Here is a 23,838-nt window from a genome sequence, read left to right on the forward strand (position 1 = left end):
AAAAGAGAAGTTATACTCTGCTACCTGTCTGCCATAGTTCCTTCACCTTTTCAGATAGAATCGGTGTATCGTCTACAATTATTTTGCTAATTGATGATTTTTGTAATGGTGTTTGTACTTGTTCAATCGGAAGAATATTTCCAATGATAATTAAGACAAACAAAATAATATATACTTCTAAAAATCCGAGGATTGCCCCCGCAAACGCATTTACTTGCTTTAAAACCGGTATTTCTGCAAACATATTTAACAAATTACCAAGTAATGAAAGTGCAATTTTAGTGATAATAAACAATATGATAAACGCAAGCGCTTGATAAAATACTGTCTCAATATTATTTGCATCAATCCATTCTGGAACAGATACGTTTTTATCAAATGGATACGGAATAAATTTCGCAAGTGCTGGCGCTAAATCTTTACAGTACCAGTATGCAACAAGGTATGCGATAATAAAGCTTGTTAACTTTACAAGTTGCAGAATAAACCCTCTGCGTAAGCCGAGGAAAAATCCCATAACAAGCAGTAAAATGATAATAATATCAATCATGTTATTCCATTCCTTTTTTTGTCATACTTTCTTTCAATTTCTCATGTTCTTCTTTTAATTTTATGTAATCGTGTATGACGTTTACCGCCGTCAATACCGCTAGTCTACTCGTGTCAAGCGAAGGATTCTTGGCATTGAGTTCGCGCATTTTATCATCCACAATCGCTGCTACCATGCGGATATGACTTGTACTTTCATCGCCAACAACTGAATATTGCTGACCATAGATTTCTACATTAATTCGACTTTTCTTTCCCTTTTGTTGTGACAACTCACCGGCCTCCAATCACGTACAGAATCCTAAAGTTTATCATACCATGAACCTTCATAATATGGAAACAGAAAGAACAATCCGATATGATAAAAATAACAATATAAAAAAAGGGGCGACCATTATGTCAAATTCTATCGTAATTCAAACAAATTCTACAGTAATTGAAGACATGAAACAACAATATAAACATTCGCTTAGCCCGAAAACTCCGCAAGGCGGGATCTTCATGGCAAAGGTACCATCTTGCACGATTACAGCGTATAAATCTGGAAAAGTAATGTTCCAAGGAGGCCGCGCTGAAGCAGAAGCTTCTCGTTGGCAAACTGTCTCTCAAACACCGAAAACAGCTGCAAAAAAATCTGTTGATTCACACCGTTATGCACCGCCTGCTTCCATCGGTACAATGTCTATTGTAGGGTCTGATGAAGTTGGTACTGGTGATTTCTTCGGACCGATGACAGTCGTTGCTGTATATGTGGATGCAAAGCAAATTCCACTACTAAAAGAACTTGGTGTAAAAGACTCTAAAAACTTAAATGACGATCAAATTACTGCCATTGCGAAACAACTTCTACACGTTGTTCCTTATAGCTCTCTTGTCCTTCATAACGAAAAATATAACGAGCTATTTGATAAAGGAAACAACCAAGGTAAGTTAAAAGCTTTACTACACAATAAAGCTATTACAAACTTATTAGCTAAAATGGCACCTACAAAACCTGAAGGCGTCTTAATCGATCAATTCACACAACCTGATACATACTATAAATATTTAGCAAAACAAAAACAGGTACAGCGTGAAAATGTTTACTTCGCTACGAAAGGTGAAAGTGTTCATTTAGCTGTTGCCGCCGCTTCCATTTTAGCTCGCTACTCATTCGTAAAACAGTTTGACGAACTAAGTAAAAAAGCTGGTATGCCACTTCCAAAAGGTGCTGGTAAACAAGTTGATATCGCTGCTGCTAAATTAATTCAAAAGCTTGGTAAAGAACGATTACCTGAGTTTGTGAAACTGCATTTCGCTAATACGGAGAAGGCGCTTCGCTTATTAAGATAGTATCGACAAAAACAGGAGCCTACAAACTCCTGTTTTTTGTTTCATGTGTTCTCGATTCAATGTAATTGCATTTACTATTTTCCTCTTCTAACTATATCGCTAAATTAACTCATTTTTAGTAATTCCCCTATAAAAAAGGAGAGCCGCCAAGACTCTCCCTTTTTTATATTAGCTTCGTTTCTGCTTCTTATTTGATGAAGATACTTTATGAGAACCCGTTTCATGTTTTGTTGTCCCTTGTCCTTCCACTTCTGGAGAACCTAGGATTGATCTTGAATGGTCTTTTTTCACTTTTTTACTCATTGCACTCACCCCCAAGGTTACTTTTTACTTAAGGGTAAAAAACTATTCAACATAATAATCTGAACATATACTCGCTACTCTTTTACTCTCGTGTTTGGTTTTCGCTTATGTCCCATAGCCGCTTTGCTGCATCCTTATCCAAGGCAGCTTCAGACATTTCCCCTACTTGTTTATCGGCATAGTAATAACCACTCTGATTAGTAAATCCAGTTGATTCTGCTAGCCATACTAAAGTTTCAGCACCTTTCTCCGGCGTACGGGAGAAAGGTTTCATTGCTGCCATAGTTAAGCGAGCAGCTAGACCATTATCCTGGTTAAAATTTGTATTCACTAGCCCCGGGTCAAAGCTATAAGCACTAACACCCGTTCCCTCCAACCGCTGTGCCAATTCAGAGGTGAATAAAATGTTAGCTAGTTTTGTTTGTGCATAACGCATTGTAGGACCGCCCATGAACTTCTTAATACCGCGATACAGTTGTTCTGCATCTAGATCATCGAAATCAATTCCCTTTTTAGCCATTTTATGACCGTGAGATGCAGTGGTAATGACGCGAGCAGGAGCACTTTCTTTTAAACGCTCCAACAACAAATTTGTAAGTAAGAATGGACCTAAATGGTTTACCGCCCAGGTCATCTCCAAACCGTCCTCTGTAATTTGTCTTGTTTGAAATAAAGCACCCGCATTATTTACTAATATATCAATTCTCGGACATCTTTCTAAAATATCGGTAGCTACCTGGCGTATAGATTGTTGGGAAGACATATCAGCGAAAAATATATCTACCACTGCATTCCCATCCGTTATATTTTCAAGTTGAGTCATAACATCATTCGCTTTTGCTTCATTACGTGCAATGATTCCTAGCTTAGCACCGCTTTTTGCAAACATCTTAGCTGCCGCTAATCCAATACCACTTGTTGCACCAGTGATTACTATATACTTGTCACGCAATGTCCACTTTGTATGACTTGGAATTTCCCCCATTGTATAAAAACCTCTTCCCTATATAAATGTCGCATTCGTTTTACTTATATATGAAGTGGGAATTGAACTATGAACAACATCTTTTCTAGTCGTGAAATACTTTATAAAGTTCAGGTTGCAATTACAACCTTTCTCAATAAAAAAAGCGAGAGCAGTTGCTCTCGCTTTTTTTATATCTTAAAACTCAGAAGAACCTGGAGTTCTTGGGAATGGAATTACGTCACGGATGTTAGCCATGCCAGTGATGTACATTAGGAAGCGCTCGAAACCTAGACCGAATCCAGCGTGTTTTGTACCGCCGTATTTTCTAAGTTCTAAGTACCACCAGTAGTCCTCTTCGTTCATACCTAATTCTTTAATTCTGTCTACTAAAACGTCCATTCTTTCTTCACGTTGACTTCCGCCGATTAATTCGCCGATGCCAGGAACTAGAAGGTCAGTAGCAGCTACTGTTTTACCGTCTTCATTCAAACGCATGTAGAATGCTTTAATGTCTTTCGGATAGTCAGTTACGAATACAGGGCGTTTGAAGATTTGTTCTGATAAGTATCTTTCGTGCTCTGTTTGTAAGTCAATTCCCCATTCTACTGGGTATTTGAAGTCAGCACCTGATTCTTGAAGTACTTTAATTGCTTCTGTATAAGTGATGCGACCGAAGTCTGAGTTAATTACGTTGTTCATGCGCTCAAGAACTGTTTTATCAACGAAGCTGTTGAAGAATTCCATTTCTTCTGGTGCATGCTCTAATACGTATTTCATTGCATATTTCAGCATATCTTCTGTAAGGTTCATTACATCCCCTAGTTCCGCGAATGCAATCTCAGGCTCAACCATCCAGAACTCAGCAGCGTGGCGAGTTGTGTTTGAGTTTTCTGCACGGAATGTAGGTCCGAATGTGTATACATCACGGAATGCTAATGCATAAGCTTCAGCGTTCAGCTGTCCACTTACTGTTAGGTTTGTTTCTTTACCGAAGAAGTCTTTTGACTCATCAACTTTTCCGTCTTCACCTTTTGGTAGGTTATTTAAATCTTGCGTTGTTACGCGGAACATTTCGCCAGCACCTTCTGTATCACTACCAGTGATGATAGGTGTATGAACATGTACGAATCCACGCTCTTGGAAGAATTGGTGAATCGCAAATGCTGCGATAGAACGTACGCGGAACGTTGCAGAGAATGCATTTGTTCTTGGACGTAAGTGAGCGATTGTACGTAAGTATTCAAATGTATGACGTTTCTTTTGAAGTGGGTAATCAGAATCTGATAAGCCCTCGATATCAATTTTTTCTGCTTTAATTTCAAATGGTTGCTTCGCTCCAGGCGTTGCAATTACTTTACCTTCTACTTTAACTGAAGAGCTAAGTGGAAGTTTTGCAATTTCTTTGAAGTTCTCTAATTCTGTATCGAAAACGATTTGAACGCTTTTGAAGAAGCTACCGTCGTTTAATTCGATGAAACCAAATGCTTTTGAATCACGTAAGTTACGAATCCACCCTGATACTTGTACTGTTTGATCTGCATACTTTTCTGTATCTCTATACAGACTTTTTACTAATGTGTTTTCCATAGTGAAATTCTCCTTTGCTCATATATTTAAATACAAAAAAACCTTTCATCCATAAAGGGACGAAAGGTTAAACTTCGCGGTACCACCCAATTTGTCATAAAGACCAACTTTAACTCGTATGTAATACATACTTCCCGGTTTGTAACAGGCCGGATTCCCGTCTAAGTCTACTCTTGAATACGAGATTCAATTTCGGTTAGCAACTCCAAGGTGTTCTTCACATATACCGCCTCATCAGGCTCTCACCGTCCCTGACTCGCTTTGGATTATAGTATATACTACTTTTCCTTATCATCGTCTTTCATTTTGTTAAACTAAAATTAATGTACTACATTCGAGAGAAAGATGCAAGATGTCGGAAAATATATCAGTATTTTTCTTTTTTCAACAACATATATTTAAACGATTTCCATGAGAGATTAATTCCCTACTGTATTATCCTAATTTCCTTTTAATAATTCTTTCATCTTCATTTTTGTATCTTCCTCTATACGTGGCTGATAAATTGTAAGCTTTAATTCAGGTGCATCATAAACCTGGAGTGTAACATGATCCATGACCAACGTCCCTATGGCAGGATGTAAAAGTACTTTCCGACCAATAGGTGTTCCTTGCACTTCATGATTTGACCACCACATACGAAATTCGCTACTTCTTTCCGTAAGTTCCTCAATCACATTTTTAAACCACTCATCCCCAATAAATTGTGTATATGTAGCACGGAACTGTGCAATTAAACGTTGTGCATGATTTTCCCAGTTTTCAAATAGTTTACGGTATTCTTTTGATGTAAAACAACGCCAAACCGCATTTCGATTTCTCTCATCCATTTCACCAAAATCACCAAATACAACACTAGCAGCCTTATTCCAATGAACAATGTTAAGTTTTTCATCAATTACATAAGCAGGACAAAATTGTAATTGATCTAGTAACCCCTCTAAAACCCCATTTATATGTCCAGCAATCGGCTTCCTTATTTGAGAAGGTAGTGAAAGATTTGCCAATAAAATCAAATGATTTCTTTCTTCTCCCTCCAACCGAAACACACGAGAAATTGACTCTATAACTTCTTGAGAAACTTGGATATCACGCCCTTGTTCTAACCATGTATACCATGTCAATCCAATTCCAGTTAATTGTGCAACTTCTTCCCGTCTTAATCCTTTTGTTTTTCTTCGCTGACCAATTGGTAAATTAAATTGCTCAGGAGTCAACCTAGCTCGGCGGCTTTTCAAAAAATCTGCTAGTTCCTTCCTTCTATCTGCATCGCTTAACATATAATATTCCCCTTTATTAGTGGTAGTTTTTATACCAGTATAAATACACTCCTATTTTCATTATAAACCTACCTTTATCTTAATGAGTAAAGACCTGCGGTAGTATGTCAACTGAGAAATAACAAAGTTTAAAGTTGCCAAAGGTCAATTTGTTTAAAAAAGGCATCACGAAACTAAACCAGTAACGAATGTAATTTACTGGAAAATAATGAAAGGTAGCGATGACAAAAATTTATGTCATTCTTTCACACACCTTCCAGGCGTAAAAAGTTGGTGGCTACGTAGTAGCGCATCCACCAATCGCACAAATTTTCTTGCGGTTAGAACGAGTGCACGTTTGTGTTGATGTTTTGGTACTTCATTATATTTTTTCACGTAATACTCTTGATAATCTGATACATGCTTTCTTACTGAATTGGCGGCTTCAACTAAGTAATAACGCAAGTAATGATTACCTGTACGGGATAATGAAGTATCTTCAGCTGTAAAACGACCAGATTGGTGCTTTCGCCAGTATAATCCAGCGTATTTGGCTATTTTTGTTTCATCGTCAAATCTTTCGATTTGGCCAATTTCAGCAATGATACCGGCAGCGAAAACAGGACCTACTCCAGGAATAGATTCAAGTGTTTGGGTCAAACCAGCCATGATTTTTTTAATAGACTTTTCTAATTCCTTGATTTGCTGTTGAAACGTACGAATGACTGCGATGGATGTACCTAAGATGACATCTATTGAATCTTCTACAACCTTATCCAAGCGATAAGAAGCTTTCACAGCTTTTTGAATGGATGCTGCTACGCATTTTGGATCACCAAAACGGTTTCGACTTTTTTCCTGTAGGAACTCAGCGAGTTCTTCTAAAGGCATATTAGCTAGTTCCTCTAAGCTGAATTTTTCAAGAAATAGTTCTGTCATGGCGCTACCAAATACGGAAGTATCCACCTCTTGTGAAAATGTATTACATTTAAAACTTAGGTGTTGAAGAAAGTGTTGTTTTTCTTTCGTTAACATTTTGACAAGTTGGTATCGTGATCGAGTTAATTGCTGCAGTGCCACGTACTGGCTTTCTTTTACGATAGACATTTGATTGCGGCCAAATCGTAAGTAATCAGCAATGACATAGGCATCAATCTCATCGGTTTTATTCATGTCAGAATAGCTTTTCTTAAAATTTGCGACTTGCTTTGGGTTTAGGAGAAATACTTTTGCTCCAAAACGCTGTAAATCTATATCATGGTGAAGAAACATAGAAGGATGAAAGCTGTAAACAGAGGTGGATTCTAGGCCAATCTTAAGGATGTCGACCTCTTTCCCTGCAACACACTGTAATAATTTTTCTTTGAGTGTAGTAGCTCCTGGTAGGTCATTACTGACCGAAAAAGAATCCAGTTTTTCTCCATCACCATTTAAAAAGCAAACTTTCATATCAAACGAACTTACATCTAAACCAACAAATAATCTCATGTAAGAGACCTCCCTTCTATATTAGAATCATTTCTTGGACGTCTCGAGATATCTCTAGTGTGTACGCCGACCAACAACCTCGTGTATGAGAGCTAGTCCTGAATCGAAAGCCGCCCTAGAGCTACTATCATCTAGGTTCGAGGGGCAGGCTGCTCAGCCTGCGAGTAGGGAGTCCCGCACGTTCACTGAGAAACACTCTTCAAATGTGGTAAATCCACAGGAGGTGAAAGAATTGTCCCAAATGATCCTACAATCATTATCTAGAAATATCTTGAGACGTCCAAGTATTTTTATTTATAGGGCTCTTATTAAGAAGAAAATCTAAGCCTGTAATAGGGCTTAAATATTAATATACGAGGAGGTGAATTTTATGATAATAAAAAATATAGAAACACATTCTTTTGAACTAACACAGCGATTTGTTTTATTTATGGCGGTAATATGTGGTTTTACAGTAGCAAACGTGTATATAAATCAAACCCTTTTAGTAAGCATAGCCCATACTTTTCATGTTTCAGAAACTAGAATCGGTATTGTTGCTACCGTAACCCAAGTCGGATATGCATTAGGAAATCTTTTCATAGTTCCTTTAGGGGATATACTTGAGAGAAAAAAATTAATTTTAATTTTATTGTCTCTCATTTGTATTAACTTAGCTTTAGCCGCTTTCTCAACAGATATGACTTGGCTAATTGCAGCTAATTTTATTCTTGGATTTGTTACAATCATCCCCCAGATTGTAATCCCTTTCGTCTCTCAATACGCCACTGATCAAAATAGAGGTCAAATTTTAGGAAATGTATCTATCGGTCTAGTTTGCGGCATTTTAGGAGCTCGATTAATTAGCGGATTCATTGATATTCACTTCGGATGGCGAACTGTTTATGGGATTTTTTTCATAAGTACTTTCATTCTTATGTTATTAGTGAAAATGTATTTCCCTAAAGGAGATAAGACTCATCACATGCAATATAAAAAGCTTCTCTTTTCTTTCATTCCACTCTTGTTGCAAGAGAAAATGTTACGAAAGGCTTGTTTAAGTCAAGGGATGGTATTTGGAGCTTTCAGTGTTTTTTGGACTACACTTATTTTCTTATTAACTACACATCCTTATCATTACGGAAGCTCTACTGTTGGATTAATCGGTTTAGTAGGAATAGTAGGAGCATTTGCAACACCTATTATCGGGCGCATTATAGATAAAAAAGGAGCCATATTTGCAAACGCTTTATGTACGTCTATTTCATTTTTTTCTTTTTTACTATTTTTGTTTTCAGGGTACTGGTTACCAGGACTCATTGTAGGGGCTCTTTTACTTACAGCTGGCACTCAAGCAAATCAAGTAGCTTGTCAAGCACACCTTTTCCAATTACATCCTGAGAAACGAAGTAGTTTGAACGGCATATACATGGTGGCAACATTTCTCGGTGGGTCTATAGGCTCTTACTTCGGACTGCTCGTCTGGAGCAAATGGCAGTGGACCGGAGTATGTATTCTTGGAATTTCCATGATAAGTATTACACTAATCTCATTTATAAAAATGCCCAATTATACTAGAAGGGAAGATGTATGTAATGAAAGAAACTAGTGTGAATTATGAAAAAGGGATGGGAATTTTAGCAAAAATCTCTCCTGAACATTACCAAAACATCGTAAATAACCTTGCAGATTCTGTTGCACCTGATTTAGGAACATTAGCTGTAGAATTTAACTACGGTCAAATTTTTGCCAGACCAGGTCTTGACTTGAAATCTCGATTACTTGCGACCGTTGCTGGATTAACAGCTTTAGGGAATACTGAACAACTGAAATTTTATATAAACGGAGCTTTAAACGTCGGATGGACAGAAGAAGAAATCATTGAAGTAATGATGCAAATGATTATATATGCCGGATTTCCTGTAGCATTAAACACCATTTTAACGGTTGCTACCGAAGTATTTACAGAACGAAAAACAGATACAATGTAATTAAAAATAAAAAGGTTGAGTCCCCTTCAATGGGTACTCAACCTTTTTATTTATAAATTACTTACGTAACTCCGCACCAAATTTCTCTTCTACCGCTGTTAATACACGGTTATGTGCTTCTGTTACTTCTTCGTCTGTTAATGTACGTTCTGCATCGAAGTAAGTCATAGAGAATGCAAGTGATTTCTTGCCTTCTTCCATTTTTTCACCTTCGTATAAGTCGAATAGTGTTACGTCTTTCAGAAGTTCTCCGCCAGCTTCAGCAATGACTTGCTTCATTTCACCAGCTTTTGTTTCTTTCGTTACTACAACAGCCATGTCACGTGTCATAGATGGGAAACGTGGAATTGCTGCGTAGTAAGTTTCTTCAGCGTCTGCACCGAATACTTTTACAAGAGATAATTCAAATACGAATGTATTTTTCACATCTAATTGTTTTTCTGCTTCTGGGTGCAATTGACCGATGAAACCAATTACTTCGCCATCTAATACGATGTCAGCTGTACGGCCTGGGTGCATACCTTCGCGTTTTGCTGGTGCATATGTGATTTGGTTTGCAACGCCAAGTACGTCGAATAGTCCTTCTAGTACACCTTTCACAACGAAGAAGTCTACTACTTTCTTCTCACCTTGCCATGCATGGTGAAGAGCAAGACCTGTCATAACACCTGCAAGATGTTGTTCTTCTTTCGGAAGTTCTCCTTCTTCTGTCGGTAAGAAGATAGAACCTACTTCGTATAAAGCAACGCTGTCGTTTTTACGAGCGACATTGTATGAAACTGCTTCTAGTAATTGCGGTACTAAGCTTAAACGAAGTTGGCTACGTTCTTCACTCATTGGAAGCGCAAGACCTACAGGCGCCTTTTCGTTTGGCTCAACCATATATTGTTTCGCTTTGTCAGCGCTTGTTAATGAATACGTGATTGCTTCATATAAACCAGCACCCTCTAAGAAGCGGCGTACTTTACGACGTTTCGTTTGTGCTGATGTTAATTTACCACGAGTCATCGTTCCAGAAGGTAATGTAACTGGAATGTGGTCATAACCGTATAGACGGCCCACTTCTTCTACTAAGTCTTCTGAAATTGTAATATCAGGACGACGTGCTGGTACATTCACGTGGAATGTTCCTTCTACTTCTGTGAATGGGAATTTCAAGTTTGTGAACATTGTACCCATTTCACTCGCAGAAATATTTGTACCTAATACACGGTTTACTTTTTCAGCAGTAACAGATACTGTACGCTCTTGTACTTGTAAGTTGTCAGCTTCTACTACACCTTCAAGTGCTTCACCGCCAGCATATTTCGCCATTAAAGCAGCTGCGTGTTGAATTGCTTCAAATGTACGTGTTGGGTCGATTCCTTTTTCGAAACGTGCACTTGATTCACTACGAAGACCTAAGTCTTTTGATGTACGACGTACTGTTTGACCTGCAAAATATGCAGACTCAATTAGAACGTTTACTGTCTCATTTGTAACTTCAGAATCCGCCCCGCCCATTACACCAGCAACAGCTAAAGCTTTCGTGCCGTTTGTAATTACAAGGTGGTGGCTTTGTAATGTACGCTCTTGATCATCTAACGTTTCAATTTTTTCACCTTCTTTTGCAAGACGAACAACGATTTCTTTTGAACCTAATTTATCGTAATCGAATGCATGTAACGGTTGACCGTATTCCATTAAAATGTAGTTTGTAATATCAACTACGTTGCTAATTGGACGAATGCCAGCTGCCATAAGACGAGTTTGCATCCACATTGGTGATGGACCAATCTTTACGTTTTTAACCATTTTTGCAATGTATAATGGGTTTTCTTCTTTCGCTTCTACACTTACAGAAATATAATCAGAAGTTTTTTCTGCTGTTTCTTGTAAGTCGATAGCTGGAAGCTTTACTTCGCGGCCATAAATAGCAGCTACTTCGTAAGCAACACCTAACATGTTTAAGCAATCTGCACGGTTTGGTGTTAAGCCAAGCTCAAGTACTTCATCGTGTAAGTTTAAAATTTCAAGTGCATCTGCACCAACTTCAGCGTCACTTGGGAAGATGAAGATACCATCTGCGTATTCTTTTGAAACTAACTTTCCATCAATACCAAGCTCTTGAAGAGCACAAACCATACCGTGAGAAGCTTCACCGCGTAGTTTTGCTTTTTTGATTTTGAAGTTACCAGGAAGTACAGCTCCAACTTTTGCAACTGGTACTTTTAAACCTTTTGCAATGTTAGCAGCTCCACAAATAATTTGAACTGGCTCTTCTTCACCGATATCGATTAAGCATTTGCTTAATTTATCAGCTTCTGGGTGTTTTTCACATTCTAATACGTGACCAACTACAACACCTTTTACACCTTTATTTAATACTTCAACGCCTTCTACTTCAATACCACTTTTCGTGATTTTGTCTGCTAGTTCTTGTGCTGTTACATCTTTAATATCTACATACTCTTGTAACCAACGATATGATACGAACATACTTATCCTCTCCTTCCCTTACGCTCGTTTGAATTGTTGTAAGAAACGTACATCATTTGTATAGAAATGACGAATGTCATCTACTCCGTATTTCAACATTGCGATACGCTCTGCGCCCATACCGAATGCGAAACCTTGATATTCTTTTGAATCATAACCAGCCATTTCAAGTACGTTCGGGTGAACCATACCTGCGCCTAGAATTTCAATCCAGCCAGTTCCTTTACAAGTGCCGCAGCCTTTGCCATGACACATCATACAAGAAATATCCATCTCTACAGATGGCTCTGTGAATGGGAAGAAACTTGGACGAAGACGGATTTCACGATCTTCACCGAACATCTTTTTCACGAATACTTGCAGTGTACCTTTTAAGTCACTCATACGAATGTTTTTATCAATTACAAGACCTTCAATTTGCATGAACTGATGTGAATGCGTCGCATCGTCGTCATCACGGCGATACACTTTACCAGGACAAATAATTTTAATTGGGCCTTTTTCTTTATTATTTTCCATCGTACGTGCTTGCACAGAAGATGTATGTGTACGTAGTAACGTTTCTTCTGTGATGTAGAATGTATCTTGCATATCACGCGCTGGGTGATCTTTCGGTAAGTTTAGTGCTTCGAAGTTGTAGTAGTCTTTTTCTACTTCTGTTCCTTCAGCTACTTCATAACCCATACCGATGAATACATCTTCAATTTGCTCAACAACAGCCGTTAACGGATGGTGACAACCTGTTTCAACAGGACGACCTGGCAATGTAACATCAATTGTTTCAGTAGCTAATTTCGCTTCAATTACTGCTTTTTCTAAGTTACTAATTTTGTCGTCTAGACGCGTTTGAATCGCTTCACGTACTTCATTTACTAATGCTCCCATACGTGGACGCTCTTCTGCTGATAATTTTCCCATGCCGCGTAATACTTCTGTAATTGGACCTTTTTTTCCTAAATACGCTACGCGTACGTCGTTTAAGCCTTTCAGCTCTTTCGCTTCTTCAATAAGCTCTAACGCTTTTTGCTTTAGCTCTTTTAAACGTGCTTCCATTTTGGAACCCTCCTAATTTTAAAAATAAAAAAACCTCGCTCCCAAAAAGGGACGAGGTAAATTCGCGGTACCACCCTAAATTGACAGAACATGTCTGCCCACTCATTAGTTATAACGATCAATTCTGACCGGAACGCCTTTACATATACATGGTCCTGGCGTCAACTCCAGAGGTGAATTCACTTTCGTCTACCATAAGAATGCTTTCAGTCTACGACATTCTCTCCCTATATGGCGATTTTGTAAGCTACTCTTCTCTATCAACGTTTTTCGTTATTTAACTTTTAATATAATGTACTTCAACTTATTATAAGAAGTTTTTTATTTGTTCGCAACCGGGCTTTGCAAATAATACGTTAAAATCCCTGCTGCAACCGCAACATTTAATGATTCTGCCCCGCCGTAAATCGGAATATACAAGTTTTGATCCGTTTTTGCAAGAATTTCTTGGCGTACGCCATTTCCTTCATTTCCTACAATTAATGCAAAACTGCCAGCCGGCGTTACTTCACCATACGGAACTCCATTTTCAAGAGCTGTTCCATATACAGGAACGTTATTTTCTTTTAACTTGTCTACCCATTCTTCTAAGTTCCCTTTTACAATTGGTAAGTGGAAAATAGAGCCTTGTGTAGAGCGGAGTACTTTACTATTGTAAACATCAACACAACCTTCTCCAAGCACAACGGCGTGAATACCAGCTGCATCAGCTGTACGAATAATTGTTCCTAAATTACCTGGGTCTTGCAGGCCATCTAATAAAAGGAATTTCCCATCAGTAAGAGCTACTTCTTTCTCATGCTTCTCACAAACAGCAAATACACCTTGCGTCGTTTCTGTTTCACGAAGTATTTTTACAATCGCCTCAGGTACGATGTACATTTCCACATCATTAACTGTCCAATCTTTCGGAAGGTCTGTCTGATCTGAAACGATAAGTTCTGTTACAATTCCTGTCTTCAAAGCTTCCTCGACTAAGTGGAATCCTTCTACAAAAAATAAACCTTTTTTATCGCGTTCTTTTTTCGTTTGCAGCTTTTTCCACTGCTTTACACGCGGATTTTGTACTGAATCAATGTTTTTCATAATATGTATTTCCCTCTCTTCTTGTCTTATCATTATAGCCTATTTTTCATACATATTTACATAAAAAAGAACAAAAACTAACGTCAGTTTCAATTCTGAAGAAGAGGTGAAAGCAATGAGTTTTAATTTACGCGGTGCCGTATTAGCGAATGTATCTGGAAATTCACAAGATCAATTACAAGAAACAATCGTCGATGCAATTCAAAGCGGTGAAGAAAAAATGCTTCCAGGTCTTGGCGTTTTATTTGAAGTCATTTGGAAAAACGCTGATGAAAATGAAAAACACGAAATGTTAGAAACACTAGAGCAAGGATTAAAAAAATAAGCAATTTGAAAATCACCTTTGCATAAGCTAAGGTGATTTTTTTGCAGAAAAATTTTTTCTTCTCCTAAACATTTCTACTTTACTAACGAACTATGATGGAGTACAATGTTCAAAATACATTTAAACCGATCGATTTTTCTTCATATACACCATAAGATAAAAGGAGTGAATGTTTTATGCACCGTATTACGCTTGAACAAATTTTTAAACACCACATTACACAAAAATACGTAAACCGTTCTGGAATGGTCCACGCGATCGCTGTCGCTTACCATGCATTTCACCTAGCCAAAAAGCATCACGCCTCAGTCGATGCTGCCACAAAAGCTGGCTTCCTTCATGATATCGGACATCATACGTGGTACACAGGCGGCAAATGGGATTATGACTTATATAAAAAGAATGATATCCATGCAATTAAAGGCGCTGAAAGAGCACATAAATTACTTATTAGATTAGGAGAACATCCAAAACTAGCAAAAGAAATTTCTATTGCAATTCTTCTTCATACAGATTCTTTCTTAGTGGAACAAGAAATTGAAAGAACATCTCTTCAAAATATTATTAAATGGGCAGACGAAGCAGATGAAGAACCGGGCGGAGCGCATCATTATCGAACAATTTCTTATGAAAAAGCACTTAAAGCAATTCAGCAATTAGATCGATTGGTAGAGCGTGAATTGCAAATAGAGCAAGCAAAATTGAATAACAAGACAGAACATAGTTATCAATGAGAAAGAGGCATCACTACAGGGTGATACCTCTTTTATTATTTTATGGAAAATAAACCTTTATCCCGCATTAACGAGCAGTAAGACCCCCACCTCGAAATTCAGCAAAGACGAGGAAGTTAGGTGGAGAATCAACTGCCCGTAAAAGCCCGATTGGTGAGGGCTGATAATCAGTGGGGGATGAACCTCCCCAATGATTAAAGTTTCACTTTATATGTAATATTTAAATGTTACATTCAAAAACATCTTACTTTATAATTAAATATACAAATATAAAAGAGGTGATTTTACAAATGCAACCCGCTACACAGCTTTCTAATGAACAAAAACACTCGATGTCATGGGGACAATTTATTAGCTCTGTTTTATTCGCCTTTTTTGGAACTGGACTTATTACTATGTTCCTCGCAATGCCATTAACAATTTATACAGCAGGTCTTACAGATAAAAAACAAGTTGCCCTGTATGAATCTATTGCAAATACTGCAAATACCGTATTACAACTAGCTGTATTGTTATTCTTCATTTTTAAATTCGAACCCGCAAAAAAATTACTACTAAAATCTTTTAACTTTAAAACACTGAAAGAATGGCGCACATACGTATACTTACTTCTTTTCTTCGTTATCAACATCATACTCAATTACATCTTGTTAAATTATGTGTTCCAAGACGCAACAAAGCAGCAATCTTCCGCACTAAGCTTAGACGTCTTTAAACAATATCAAATATTATTACTTCTCAGCTTTGCAATACTCACACCCATTTTTGAAGAACTTATTTTCCGTGGTTTTATACTTCGCTTCTTCTCAGAACGCTTTCCATTTTGGATTGCAGCCATCGTAACAAGTTTCTTCTTCGGTATCGCTCATACATACTCACTTGGGGTAATGGTAATTACTTTCTTTATGGGATTATTAATGGCCATTTTATGTAAAAAAACAAAGTCCATTATTCCAGCTATGTTATTTCATATTATGAATAACATGTTGGCATTCTTGAGTTAAAAAGAGGTATCATCGCGATACCTCTCTTTACTCTTTTATCATAACTTCAAACTCTTCTGCGGTTAGCGTTTTTGATAATCCGTATCGTTATTACCCATTTCCTTCAATTTATATATACTCATTAATAATATCCAAAATAAACCTCATGTAGTAAAATATAACTTAATTCACATAAAGGAGTTTACATATGTTCAGTATTATTTGGATGCTTTTCACGCCACTTCTCTTACTATGCGGGATTGCTGGTGGTATTTTTTTAATAGTAACGGGGATTAAATATCGGAAATTACTCGTTGGTTTAATGGGGCTACTTAGCCTATCCTTTGTCACACTACCTTTTGTTCTTTTAAGTGTAGGGATTCATATCGATACAATTTTCCCGATTCCAACTGCTCTTTACTGGACCCTATTTTCTTTAACTGGATTATTAGCAGGGGTAAGTGGAGTACAAGCCAAAATTAAAAGTATACGTAATATGGGATTCATTATTTTTACCATTGGAATATTAGGTGTTATCTTCTGGGAGCTCATGTCTGTAGGTGATTCATTCTATATATAATATTTTTTAGCAACCTACAAATCGGAGGTAATACAGAAGTGTTTGGAATATTAACTTGGATGATTTTAGCTCTTACTTTAATGTTATGCGCATTTATCGTTGGTATTTTTTTAATTATTTATGGTATTAAATATCATAAATCACTCACTATTATAGCTGGTTTAATTAGCATATTACTTATCGTTGTTCCTATCGTTTGTATAGGTTCTGGAATAGATTTAGAGGGGATGGTTCCAATTTCGGGAACTTTATATTGGTGCTTCTTCTCTTTAGCTGGACTATTAGCTATTATAAGCAGCAGGCAAATATCGAGTATTTGTTCTATGGGGATAATTTTGTTTCTAGCAGGGCTGTGCTCCGTAACTGGTTATCATTTTTTATATCTCACTCTTTAAAAAGACAAAAAAGCAGGGAAATTAATTCCCTGCTTTTCTATTTGGTTTATTGCCTGATTGTAAGAAGAACGATAACACCCAAGCGATACCTGCTAGTATCGTTGCGATTAAGAAGGCATCGTTAATACCGTTAATTGCAGATAGCTTTGAAATTTGTCCATATAATAGTTGTGTGCTCATCGCGTCTCCTGCTTGAGCTGATCCAGCTAAGGCCGCTAAGCTTTGACCCATGCCGTGTACTTTATCAACTAAAATTGGGTTTGATGTTGTTAACACGTTGCCGTAATCAGCTACGTGAGCAGTCGTTTGTTGCGTCATAAGTGTAATTAAAATAGCTGTTCCGATTGAACCCGCTACTTGTCTTGACGTATTTTGCGTTGCTGTACCGTGAGAAATTAATTTCATCGGCAGCGCGTTCATACCAGCTGTCATAATTGGCATCATAATGAATGACATACCAATTGAACGTATAATGTAATCCGTCATAATAACGCTATACGGCGTATCCATCGATAATTTTGTAAATTCATATGTCGCATACGTCGTAATTGCCAATCCAATTATCGCTAATGGACGAATACCATATTTATCGAATAATTTACCCGCTACTGGTCCCATGATCCCCATAATTAATGATCCTGGAAGAAGTAGTAAACCAGATTCAATTGGCGTAAAGCCACGAATGTTTTGCAGATATACTGGAAGCAATAACATACCTCCGAATAATGCCATCGTAACGATTGCATTAATTACTAAAGTAAAAGTAAATACTGGATATTTAAATACTTGTAAATCAAGCATTTTATTGTCCGTTGTTAACTCTCTCCAAATAAATAACGCTAAACCAATTACACCGATAACAAGTGAAATAATGACTTCTGCACTAGTCCAACTATTATTTCCAGCTTCACTAAATCCGTACAATAAGCTTCCTAGTCCAATACTTGAACTAACCACACCGAATATATCTAATTTCGTTTTAGACACCGGCTGAGCTAGTGTAAAGAATTTTAAAGATAGGAACGTAATAATTAAACCAATAATAAACATCGCATAGAACATTAAGTTCCAGCTATAGTTTTCAATCACCCAACCTGTTACAGTTGGTCCGATAGCTGGTGCTAAAATCATCGCTACACCTAGTAATCCCATCGCCGCTCCGCGTTTATGAGGCGGGAATAACGTCATGAAGATATTCATACCAACCGGCATTAAAATACCCGCACCAACTGCTTGAATTACGCGACCTGTCATCATCATTGTAAAGTTTCCTGAAGTAGCACAAATGATAGATCCTACCGTGAAGAATAACATTGCTGCTACAAATAATTTACGATACGTAAATCGTGAAACTAAAAAGGCACTAATCGGTACTAAAATACCATTTACAAGCATGAAGCCTGTAATTAACCATTGTGCTGTTGAAGTTGATACATTAAATTCATTCATTAACGGAGGTAATGCAACGTTAATGATTGTTTGGTTTAAAATAGAAACGAACATGCCGAGAATTAATACAGCTACAACTGCTTTTACGTTCACATTCTCTACAGGCATAGACATTTGTTTTTTCGGCACTTCTTTTTCTTGTTTTACTTCTTCTTGCTTTCCTGTTTCTAACTCAACTACATTAGAAATTTCCGATTCTTGCTTTCGTTCAATTTCTTTCTCTTCTGTTTCAACTTTACTTACTTCTATTTTACTTACGGCTGGGACTTGTTCTTCTCCCATTTTCGTTTTTTTCTTTCGTAAAAGACGATTTACAAGGAAGAAGACGATTATACAAAATAGTGCATATCCTGCAATTACAATTGAGGACATCTCATCTCCCCCTTACTTATGAATACGAACTGTCACATTCATGCCAGGAACAATATTTACTGATTTGCTATGATCTAAAGAAATTTTAACTGGTACTACTTGTGTTACTTTCGTATAGTTCGCTGTTGCGTTGCTTGATGGCAACATAGAGAATGTATTCGCTGTTGTTAAGCCAACTTGTTCTACTTTTCCTGTTAACGTTGTATCTGGGTATGCATCTACATACACATCTACATCTTGACCTTTTTGAACATCATCAACATCTGTTTCTTCAATGTTTGCTGTTACCCATAAATTGTTCATATCAAATGCATAAGCAATCGGGCTACCCGCTCCAACGAAAGCATTTGTTGTCGCGTTTGATTGTACAACTGTTGCATTTTGTGGAATTGTTACATCTACTGTTTGTTCTCCATTAGCTGCCGCTACAGTAACAGTACCTAATTTATCGTTCTCATTATAATTTTTTCCTACTTCAGCTTTCCAGTCAGTTAGTTTACCTGCTACTGGTGAAGCAACCGGAATTACCTTTCCATCAATCTTTGCATTGTCTGTTTTTAAGTAATTTTCCGTTTGATTGTAATAGTAATAACCGCCAATACCGCCGCCAACTAGTACAATTAATGTGATAATGTTGATAATTACCATTCTTCGAAACTGATTCATTGCATTCCTCTCCTTATATCGCATATAATTTTTTTCTAAACTATTTATGTCCTTATTGTTTAGATTGTTTAATTGTTAATTATATTAACCTTTTAACAAAAAAATCACACCATCTGCAGCGTAAATCGAAACTTCTCTACCTGCGAGCGGTGCTGATTTCTGAAGGACTATCGTTTATAATTATAAATAATTATTTTGAATCTACAACCGACAATTTACGTATGAAATGTCGTTTAAACAACAATATAATACCAATATGTTGTTTAAGTATAGAAAATTAAACGAGGGGAAATAAAAATGTCTATTAAAAATACAAATGATCCACGTGTAAAACGGACGAGACAACTCATACAGGATGCTTTTGTCGCTTTAGTAGGCGAAAAAGGTTTTGAAAATGTTACTGTGCAACATATCGCAGAACGCGCTCCTGTAAACCGCGCTACATTTTATAGCCATTACCACGATAAATATGACTTACTAGACAAAAGCATTGAAGAAATGTTAGAAAAGCTAACTGAAGTAATTAAACCGAGAAATAGAAATAAAGAAGATTTCCAACTAACATTTGATTCGCCACATCCAAGTTTTTTGGCCTTGTTCGAACATATTGCAGAAAACACTAACTTCTATAACGTCATGCTTGGTGATAAAGCTGCTGGAAACTATACGTATAAGATGATGAAAGCAATTCAAACGCATTTAACATTAAGCCTCTCTATTTCACAACCTAACGATGAAAAACTAATGGTTCCACGCGATATTCTCATTAGTTATGTTACTGGTGCCCACCTAGGAATGATTATGTCATGGCTAAAAAGAGGGATGATATATACCCCGCATTTTATGGCGATGCAATTAACTCGTTTAATTATTTTAGGGGCTCATACTGCTGCAGGATTAGAAAGGCCTTTTTAAAACATAAAAAAGCGAAGGAGAAGCTCCTTCGCTTTTTCTATTAATTAAATGTAATGTTATGTACAGCCTCTTTATCAAGACGTTTAATAACTTCTACAATTAACTTCACTGCATTTTCATAATCATCACGATGTAACATTGCCGCATGAGAATGGATATAGCGCGTTGCAATTGTAATTGCCATAGAAGGAATACCATTTACAGCAATGTGAATCGCACCCGCATCCGTTCCTCCGCCTGCTACTGAATCATATTGATACGGGATTTGTAATTCATCAGCAACATCAACTACGAAATCACGTAAACCTGTATGTCCAATAACAGAAGCATCATATAAAATGATTTGTGGTCCATCGCCCATTTTACTTTGTGCTTCTTTTGACGTTACACCCGGTGTATCTCCAGCGATACCAACATCTACTGCGAACGCGATATCTGGTTTAATATAATTCGCAGATGTTTTTGCGCCACGAAGACCAACTTCTTCTTGTACAGTTCCAACGCCATATACAACATTTGGATGCTTTTCATCTTTTAATTGTTTTAATACGTCAATTGCAATTGCACAACCGATTCGGTTATCCCATGCTTTTGCAAGTAACATTTTTTCATTCTTCATCACTTGGAATTCAAAGTAAGGTACAACTTGATCTCCTGGTCGTACGCCCCACTCCATCGCTTCTTCTTGGCTAGAAGCACCGATATCGATGAACATGTCTTTAATTTCAACTGGCTTTTTACGAGCTTCTGGAGGTAAAATGTGCGGTGGTTTTGAACCAATTACACCTGTTACATCTCCTTTACGCGTTACAATCGTCACGCGTTGCGCAAGCATAACTTGTGACCACCAGCCACCAACCGTTTGGAAGCGAAGGAAACCTTTGTCATCGATTTGTGTAATCATAAATCCAACTTCATCTAAATGACCTGCAACCATAATTTTCGGGCCGTTTTCTTCCCCTACTTTTTTCGCAACTAAACTCCCTAAATTATCAGTAGAAAGTTCGTCCGCAAACGGCTCAATATATTTCTTCATTACTTCACGTGGTTCACGCTCATTACCAGCAATACCACGTGCATCTGTTAATTCTTTTAGCATTGTCAATGTCGCGTCTAATTTTGTCATTGCCAACACCCTCCTTTTTCTTCAGTCAATTCATTATACAATAATTAAATTGAAATATTCAAAAATTAAATTAGTATCCTTGTGTTTGACGCTGATGATTTACTTCATTTTTATCTAAATATGCTTTTTCAATCTCTTCTTGTTCAAATTCAAGTGCTTGTCCAAGTCGAAGATAGCTCGTAAATAATTCAATATAGTTTGTAATAGATGGTTGATCTGTAAAACGAATTACTTTCGCATATGTGTCTAAGAAAATTTCCACTTGTGTTTTATTCGTCTGTGCACATTTATAGAATAGGAAGTTTTTATCAATACCTAAATCAATTCCGATTGATAAAATAAAATGCAAACCATCTACGTATTCTTCTAATATTACTTCACGTTCTGATGCTGGTTTGTTGCTCCAATATTTAAAACAACGTGTTTCATTTGCAAGTTCTCCAATTTCTACAAGAAGAGCTAGCATTTTTTCTTTTAACAATTTTTTCGGTTGTAAGTCATGTTCTTTTGCAATACGGTCATCTAATTCTTTTTGTAATTTAAATAGTTGTAGTAAGTCCATTCTATTGTCCTCCTCCAACATCGCATTTTACGCAACAATGTTGTTTCATCTCAAAGTTCATTATTATGTTTCAGTTCTTATGAATAAGTCAGCTATCTAACTCTTTATAAAATAGCTTGTCCTTAATTTACAAATACGTTTCAGTCATCGCTCTTAAATTGTTCATCTGATGAAAGTTCCATATCATCTTTCCATTATAGCAGTGTCGTTTCAGCTAGGAAAGATACTCTTCTTTCCAAACGAGCAGAATTGAAAAAAGCCAGGAGTATTCTCCTGACTTCATATGTATATTCTTCTATACTGCTATAACTTTTATATTGATTTTGTCATATTGATAACAACATAGCCGTTAATCTTTAGAATTTCTTTCACTTCTAACTTCTATTTGAATACAAATAAAAAAACCTTAGAAGAAAATTCTTCTAAGGTTTCAACTAATTAATTAGTTAATGTTGTTTTTTGCAACTGTTGCTAATTCAGCGAAAGCTTTTTCGTCATGAACAGCTAAGTCAGCAAGCATCTTGCGGTTAACTTCGATGCCAGCATTTTTAAGACCGTGCATTAAGCGGCTGTAAGAAAGACCATTCATACGAGCTGCTGCGTTGATACGTGTAATCCATAATTTACGGAAGTCACGTTTCTTTTGACGGCGGTCACGGAATGCATACATTAGAGATTTCATAACCTGTTGGTTAGCAACCTTGAATAATGTATTTTTTGAACCGTAGTAACCTTTTGCTAATTTAATTACTTTTTTACGACGTTGACGAGTAACTGTACCACCTTTTACTCTTGGCATAATATTACCTCCTAATTGTTCTATATATCAGCCGAACTTATTTTAAGTTGTCAAGCATTTGACGAATGCGTTTGAAGTCACCAGCGCTTACTACACCAGCTTTACGTAGTTTACGTTTAGCTTTTGTAGATTTGTTAGCGAATAAATGGCTTGTGTAAGCGTGAGAACGTTTCAGTTTACCTGATCCAGTCTTTTTGAAACGCTTTGCAGCGCCGCGATGAGTTTTTTGTTTAGGCATAGGTATTTCCTCCTCTATCTATTACTTATCGTTTTTCGGTGCTAAAACTAAGAACATACTGCGTCCTTCCATTTTAGGCTTAGATTCAACTGTGCTAACTTCAGCACAAGCTTCTGAGAAGCGATCTAAAACACGTTGACCGATTTCTTTATGAGTAATGGCACGTCCTTTAAAGCGAATTGATGCTTTAACCTTGTCGCCTTTCTCTAAAAACTTGATAGCATTACGAAGTTTTGTGTTAAAGTCGTGTTCATCAATTGTTGGACTTAAACGAACTTCTTTCATGCTAATTACTTTTTGATTTTTGCGCTGCTCTTTTTCTTTCTTCTGTTGCTCAAAGCGGAATTTACCGTAGTCCATAATGCGGCATACTGGCGGTTTCGCATTTGGAGCAACTAATACTAAATCAAGATTAAGATTTGCAGCTAAGTCTAAAGCGTCATTACGAGACTTGATTCCAAGTTGATCGCCATTTGCGCCAACTAAACGTACTTCACGTGCACGAATTTGCTCGTTAATCATCATATCCTTGCTAATAGTAAGCCACCTCCAAGGTTTTCTCAGAACATATTTTGTAGTCATAGAACCCGAACAAAAAAAGTGCGGGCATACGACACCCACA

Annotated in this window: 26 protein-coding genes and 3 other annotated features (1 of these 29 cut by a window edge); of the genes, 9 read left to right on the top strand and 17 right to left on the bottom strand. The window is 37.1% G+C overall.

Translation table 11 applies throughout. From position 1 onward, the window contains the following. Positions 1–10: 10 nt before the first annotated feature. Together MHH55_RS17085 and zapA are read right to left on the bottom strand one after the other, a co-directional pair. A complete protein-coding gene (locus MHH55_RS17085; protein WP_000565409.1) occupies positions 11–550 on the bottom strand; it encodes a CvpA family protein in 540 nt (179 codons plus the stop codon). Position 551: 1 nt separating this feature from the next. Beyond that, a complete protein-coding gene (gene zapA / locus MHH55_RS17090; protein WP_000082701.1) occupies positions 552–821 on the bottom strand; it encodes a cell division protein ZapA in 270 nt (89 codons plus the stop codon). Positions 822–945: 124 nt separating this feature from the next. Between zapA and rnhC the strand changes: the two genes are divergently transcribed. Beyond that, positions 946–1,881, top strand: a complete 936-nt coding sequence (gene rnhC, locus MHH55_RS17095) for a ribonuclease HIII (protein ID WP_000071587.1) — start codon at positions 946–948, stop codon at positions 1,879–1,881. Positions 1,882–2,049: 168 nt separating this feature from the next. Here the strand turns inward: rnhC and MHH55_RS17100 are convergent, their stop codons facing one another. The 5 genes from MHH55_RS17100 to MHH55_RS17120 all read right to left on the bottom strand — a co-directional run bounded on the left by MHH55_RS17100 (position 2,050) and on the right by MHH55_RS17120 (position 7,485). Next, complete coding sequence (locus MHH55_RS17100) at positions 2,050–2,184, bottom strand: YuzL family protein (protein WP_078187373.1); 135 nt, start codon at positions 2,182–2,184, stop codon at positions 2,050–2,052. An 82-nt stretch (positions 2,185–2,266) separates the two neighbouring features. Next, positions 2,267–3,169 (bottom strand): SDR family oxidoreductase, encoded by a 903-nt coding sequence (locus tag MHH55_RS17105; protein ID WP_078187372.1) that lies wholly within the window; start codon positions 3,167–3,169, stop codon positions 2,267–2,269. Positions 3,170–3,346: 177 nt separating this feature from the next. Next, positions 3,347–4,738 (bottom strand): asparagine--tRNA ligase, encoded by a 1,392-nt coding sequence (gene asnS / locus MHH55_RS17110; RefSeq protein WP_078187371.1) that lies wholly within the window; start codon positions 4,736–4,738, stop codon positions 3,347–3,349. 52 nt (positions 4,739–4,790) lie between these two features. After that, positions 4,791–5,042 (bottom strand) — a binding site (T-box leader). Positions 5,043–5,178: 136 nt separating this feature from the next. Continuing rightward, the gene (locus MHH55_RS17115; protein ID WP_048656150.1) at positions 5,179–6,018 is read right to left on the bottom strand and encodes a helix-turn-helix transcriptional regulator; all 840 of its coding nucleotides are present in this window, start codon (positions 6,016–6,018) and stop codon (positions 5,179–5,181) included. 237 nt (positions 6,019–6,255) lie between these two features. Further along, positions 6,256–7,485: an IS110 family transposase gene (locus MHH55_RS17120; RefSeq protein ID WP_340880302.1), complete on the bottom strand. Its 1,230-nt coding sequence runs from the start codon at positions 7,483–7,485 to the stop codon at positions 6,256–6,258. 370 nt (positions 7,486–7,855) lie between these two features. Here MHH55_RS17120 and MHH55_RS17125 point away from each other — a divergent pair, with 370 nt between their 5' ends. Next, positions 7,856–9,073: an MFS transporter gene (locus MHH55_RS17125; protein ID WP_078187111.1), complete on the top strand. Its 1,218-nt coding sequence runs from the start codon at positions 7,856–7,858 to the stop codon at positions 9,071–9,073. Next, positions 9,060–9,455, top strand: a complete 396-nt coding sequence (locus MHH55_RS17130) for a carboxymuconolactone decarboxylase family protein (protein ID WP_078187115.1) — start codon at positions 9,060–9,062, stop codon at positions 9,453–9,455. The genes MHH55_RS17125 and MHH55_RS17130 overlap by 14 nt, the downstream gene beginning before the upstream one ends. A 57-nt stretch (positions 9,456–9,512) precedes the next feature. On the opposite strand, the gene pheT is transcribed toward MHH55_RS17130, so the two are convergent. From pheT to MHH55_RS17145, 3 genes are all read right to left on the bottom strand, one after another. After that, positions 9,513–11,933, bottom strand: a complete 2,421-nt coding sequence (gene pheT / locus MHH55_RS17135; protein WP_078187112.1) for a phenylalanine--tRNA ligase subunit beta — start codon at positions 11,931–11,933, stop codon at positions 9,513–9,515. Positions 11,934–11,951: 18 nt separating this feature from the next. Continuing rightward, positions 11,952–12,986 carry a phenylalanine--tRNA ligase subunit alpha gene (gene pheS / locus MHH55_RS17140; protein ID WP_000388219.1) on the bottom strand — a complete coding sequence of 345 codons (1,035 nt, stop codon included), beginning with the start codon at positions 12,984–12,986 and terminating at the stop codon, positions 11,952–11,954. Positions 12,987–13,030: 44 nt separating this feature from the next. After that, positions 13,031–13,259: a binding site (T-box leader), on the bottom strand. Positions 13,260–13,307: 48 nt separating this feature from the next. Further along, the gene (locus tag MHH55_RS17145) at positions 13,308–14,105 is read right to left on the bottom strand and encodes a TrmH family RNA methyltransferase (RefSeq protein WP_002026395.1); all 798 of its coding nucleotides are present in this window, start codon (positions 14,103–14,105) and stop codon (positions 13,308–13,310) included. A gap of 82 nt (positions 14,106–14,187) precedes the next feature. On the opposite strand from MHH55_RS17145, the gene sspI reads away from it, so the two are divergent. From sspI to MHH55_RS17170, 5 genes are all read left to right on the top strand, one after another. Next, positions 14,188–14,397: a small acid-soluble spore protein SspI gene (sspI, locus tag MHH55_RS17150; protein ID WP_000009509.1), complete on the top strand. Its 210-nt coding sequence runs from the start codon at positions 14,188–14,190 to the stop codon at positions 14,395–14,397. A 176-nt stretch (positions 14,398–14,573) separates the two neighbouring features. Continuing rightward, positions 14,574–15,131 (top strand): HD domain-containing protein, encoded by a 558-nt coding sequence (locus tag MHH55_RS17155; RefSeq protein WP_000554800.1) that lies wholly within the window; start codon positions 14,574–14,576, stop codon positions 15,129–15,131. Positions 15,132–15,421: 290 nt separating this feature from the next. After that, positions 15,422–16,135, top strand: a complete 714-nt coding sequence (locus tag MHH55_RS17160; protein ID WP_001182107.1) for a CPBP family intramembrane glutamic endopeptidase — start codon at positions 15,422–15,424, stop codon at positions 16,133–16,135. Between the two features lie 187 nt (positions 16,136–16,322). Further along, entirely contained in the window at positions 16,323–16,694 is a 372-nt protein-coding gene (locus tag MHH55_RS17165) for a hypothetical protein (protein ID WP_000491395.1), read from the top strand. 38 nt (positions 16,695–16,732) lie between these two features. Next, the gene (locus tag MHH55_RS17170) at positions 16,733–17,089 is read left to right on the top strand and encodes an ammonia permease (protein WP_078187113.1); all 357 of its coding nucleotides are present in this window, start codon (positions 16,733–16,735) and stop codon (positions 17,087–17,089) included. Between the two features lie 21 nt (positions 17,090–17,110). On the opposite strand, the gene MHH55_RS17175 is transcribed toward MHH55_RS17170, so the two are convergent. Together MHH55_RS17175 and MHH55_RS17180 are read right to left on the bottom strand one after the other, a co-directional pair. Continuing rightward, on the bottom strand, positions 17,111–18,910 hold the full coding sequence (locus MHH55_RS17175) for a DHA2 family efflux MFS transporter permease subunit (RefSeq protein WP_078187114.1): 1,800 nt from the start codon (positions 18,908–18,910) through the stop codon (positions 17,111–17,113). A 12-nt stretch (positions 18,911–18,922) separates the two neighbouring features. Next, positions 18,923–19,576, bottom strand: coding sequence for an HlyD family secretion protein (locus tag MHH55_RS17180; RefSeq protein WP_001071419.1), 654 nt, complete (start codon positions 19,574–19,576; stop codon positions 18,923–18,925). A 297-nt stretch (positions 19,577–19,873) separates the two neighbouring features. On the opposite strand from MHH55_RS17180, the gene MHH55_RS17185 reads away from it, so the two are divergent. After that, positions 19,874–20,491 (top strand): TetR/AcrR family transcriptional regulator, encoded by a 618-nt coding sequence (locus tag MHH55_RS17185; protein WP_000023672.1) that lies wholly within the window; start codon positions 19,874–19,876, stop codon positions 20,489–20,491. A gap of 40 nt (positions 20,492–20,531) precedes the next feature. Here the strand turns inward: MHH55_RS17185 and MHH55_RS17190 are convergent, their stop codons facing one another. From MHH55_RS17190 to infC, 5 genes are all read right to left on the bottom strand, one after another. Further along, a complete protein-coding gene (locus MHH55_RS17190) occupies positions 20,532–21,617 on the bottom strand; it encodes a M42 family metallopeptidase (RefSeq protein ID WP_000163555.1) in 1,086 nt (361 codons plus the stop codon). A 70-nt stretch (positions 21,618–21,687) separates the two neighbouring features. After that, on the bottom strand, positions 21,688–22,179 hold the full coding sequence (locus tag MHH55_RS17195) for a dUTP diphosphatase (protein ID WP_000365050.1): 492 nt from the start codon (positions 22,177–22,179) through the stop codon (positions 21,688–21,690). Between the two features lie 442 nt (positions 22,180–22,621). After that, the gene (rplT, locus tag MHH55_RS17200) at positions 22,622–22,978 is read right to left on the bottom strand and encodes a 50S ribosomal protein L20 (protein WP_001138362.1); all 357 of its coding nucleotides are present in this window, start codon (positions 22,976–22,978) and stop codon (positions 22,622–22,624) included. A 37-nt stretch (positions 22,979–23,015) separates the two neighbouring features. Then, positions 23,016–23,216, bottom strand: a complete 201-nt coding sequence (gene rpmI / locus MHH55_RS17205; RefSeq protein WP_001125945.1) for a 50S ribosomal protein L35 — start codon at positions 23,214–23,216, stop codon at positions 23,016–23,018. A gap of 21 nt (positions 23,217–23,237) precedes the next feature. Further along, positions 23,238–23,741: a translation initiation factor IF-3 gene (gene infC / locus MHH55_RS17210; protein WP_000973215.1), complete on the bottom strand. Its 504-nt coding sequence runs from the start codon at positions 23,739–23,741 to the stop codon at positions 23,238–23,240. 63 nt (positions 23,742–23,804) lie between these two features. Next, positions 23,805–23,838: a sequence feature (ribosomal protein L20 leader region), on the bottom strand (it continues 87 nt past the right edge of the window).

The organism is Bacillus sp. FSL K6-2944 (genome assembly GCF_038005385.1).
In the GTDB taxonomy this organism is placed as follows: Bacteria; Bacillota; Bacilli; order Bacillales; family Bacillaceae_G; genus Bacillus_A; species Bacillus_A cereus.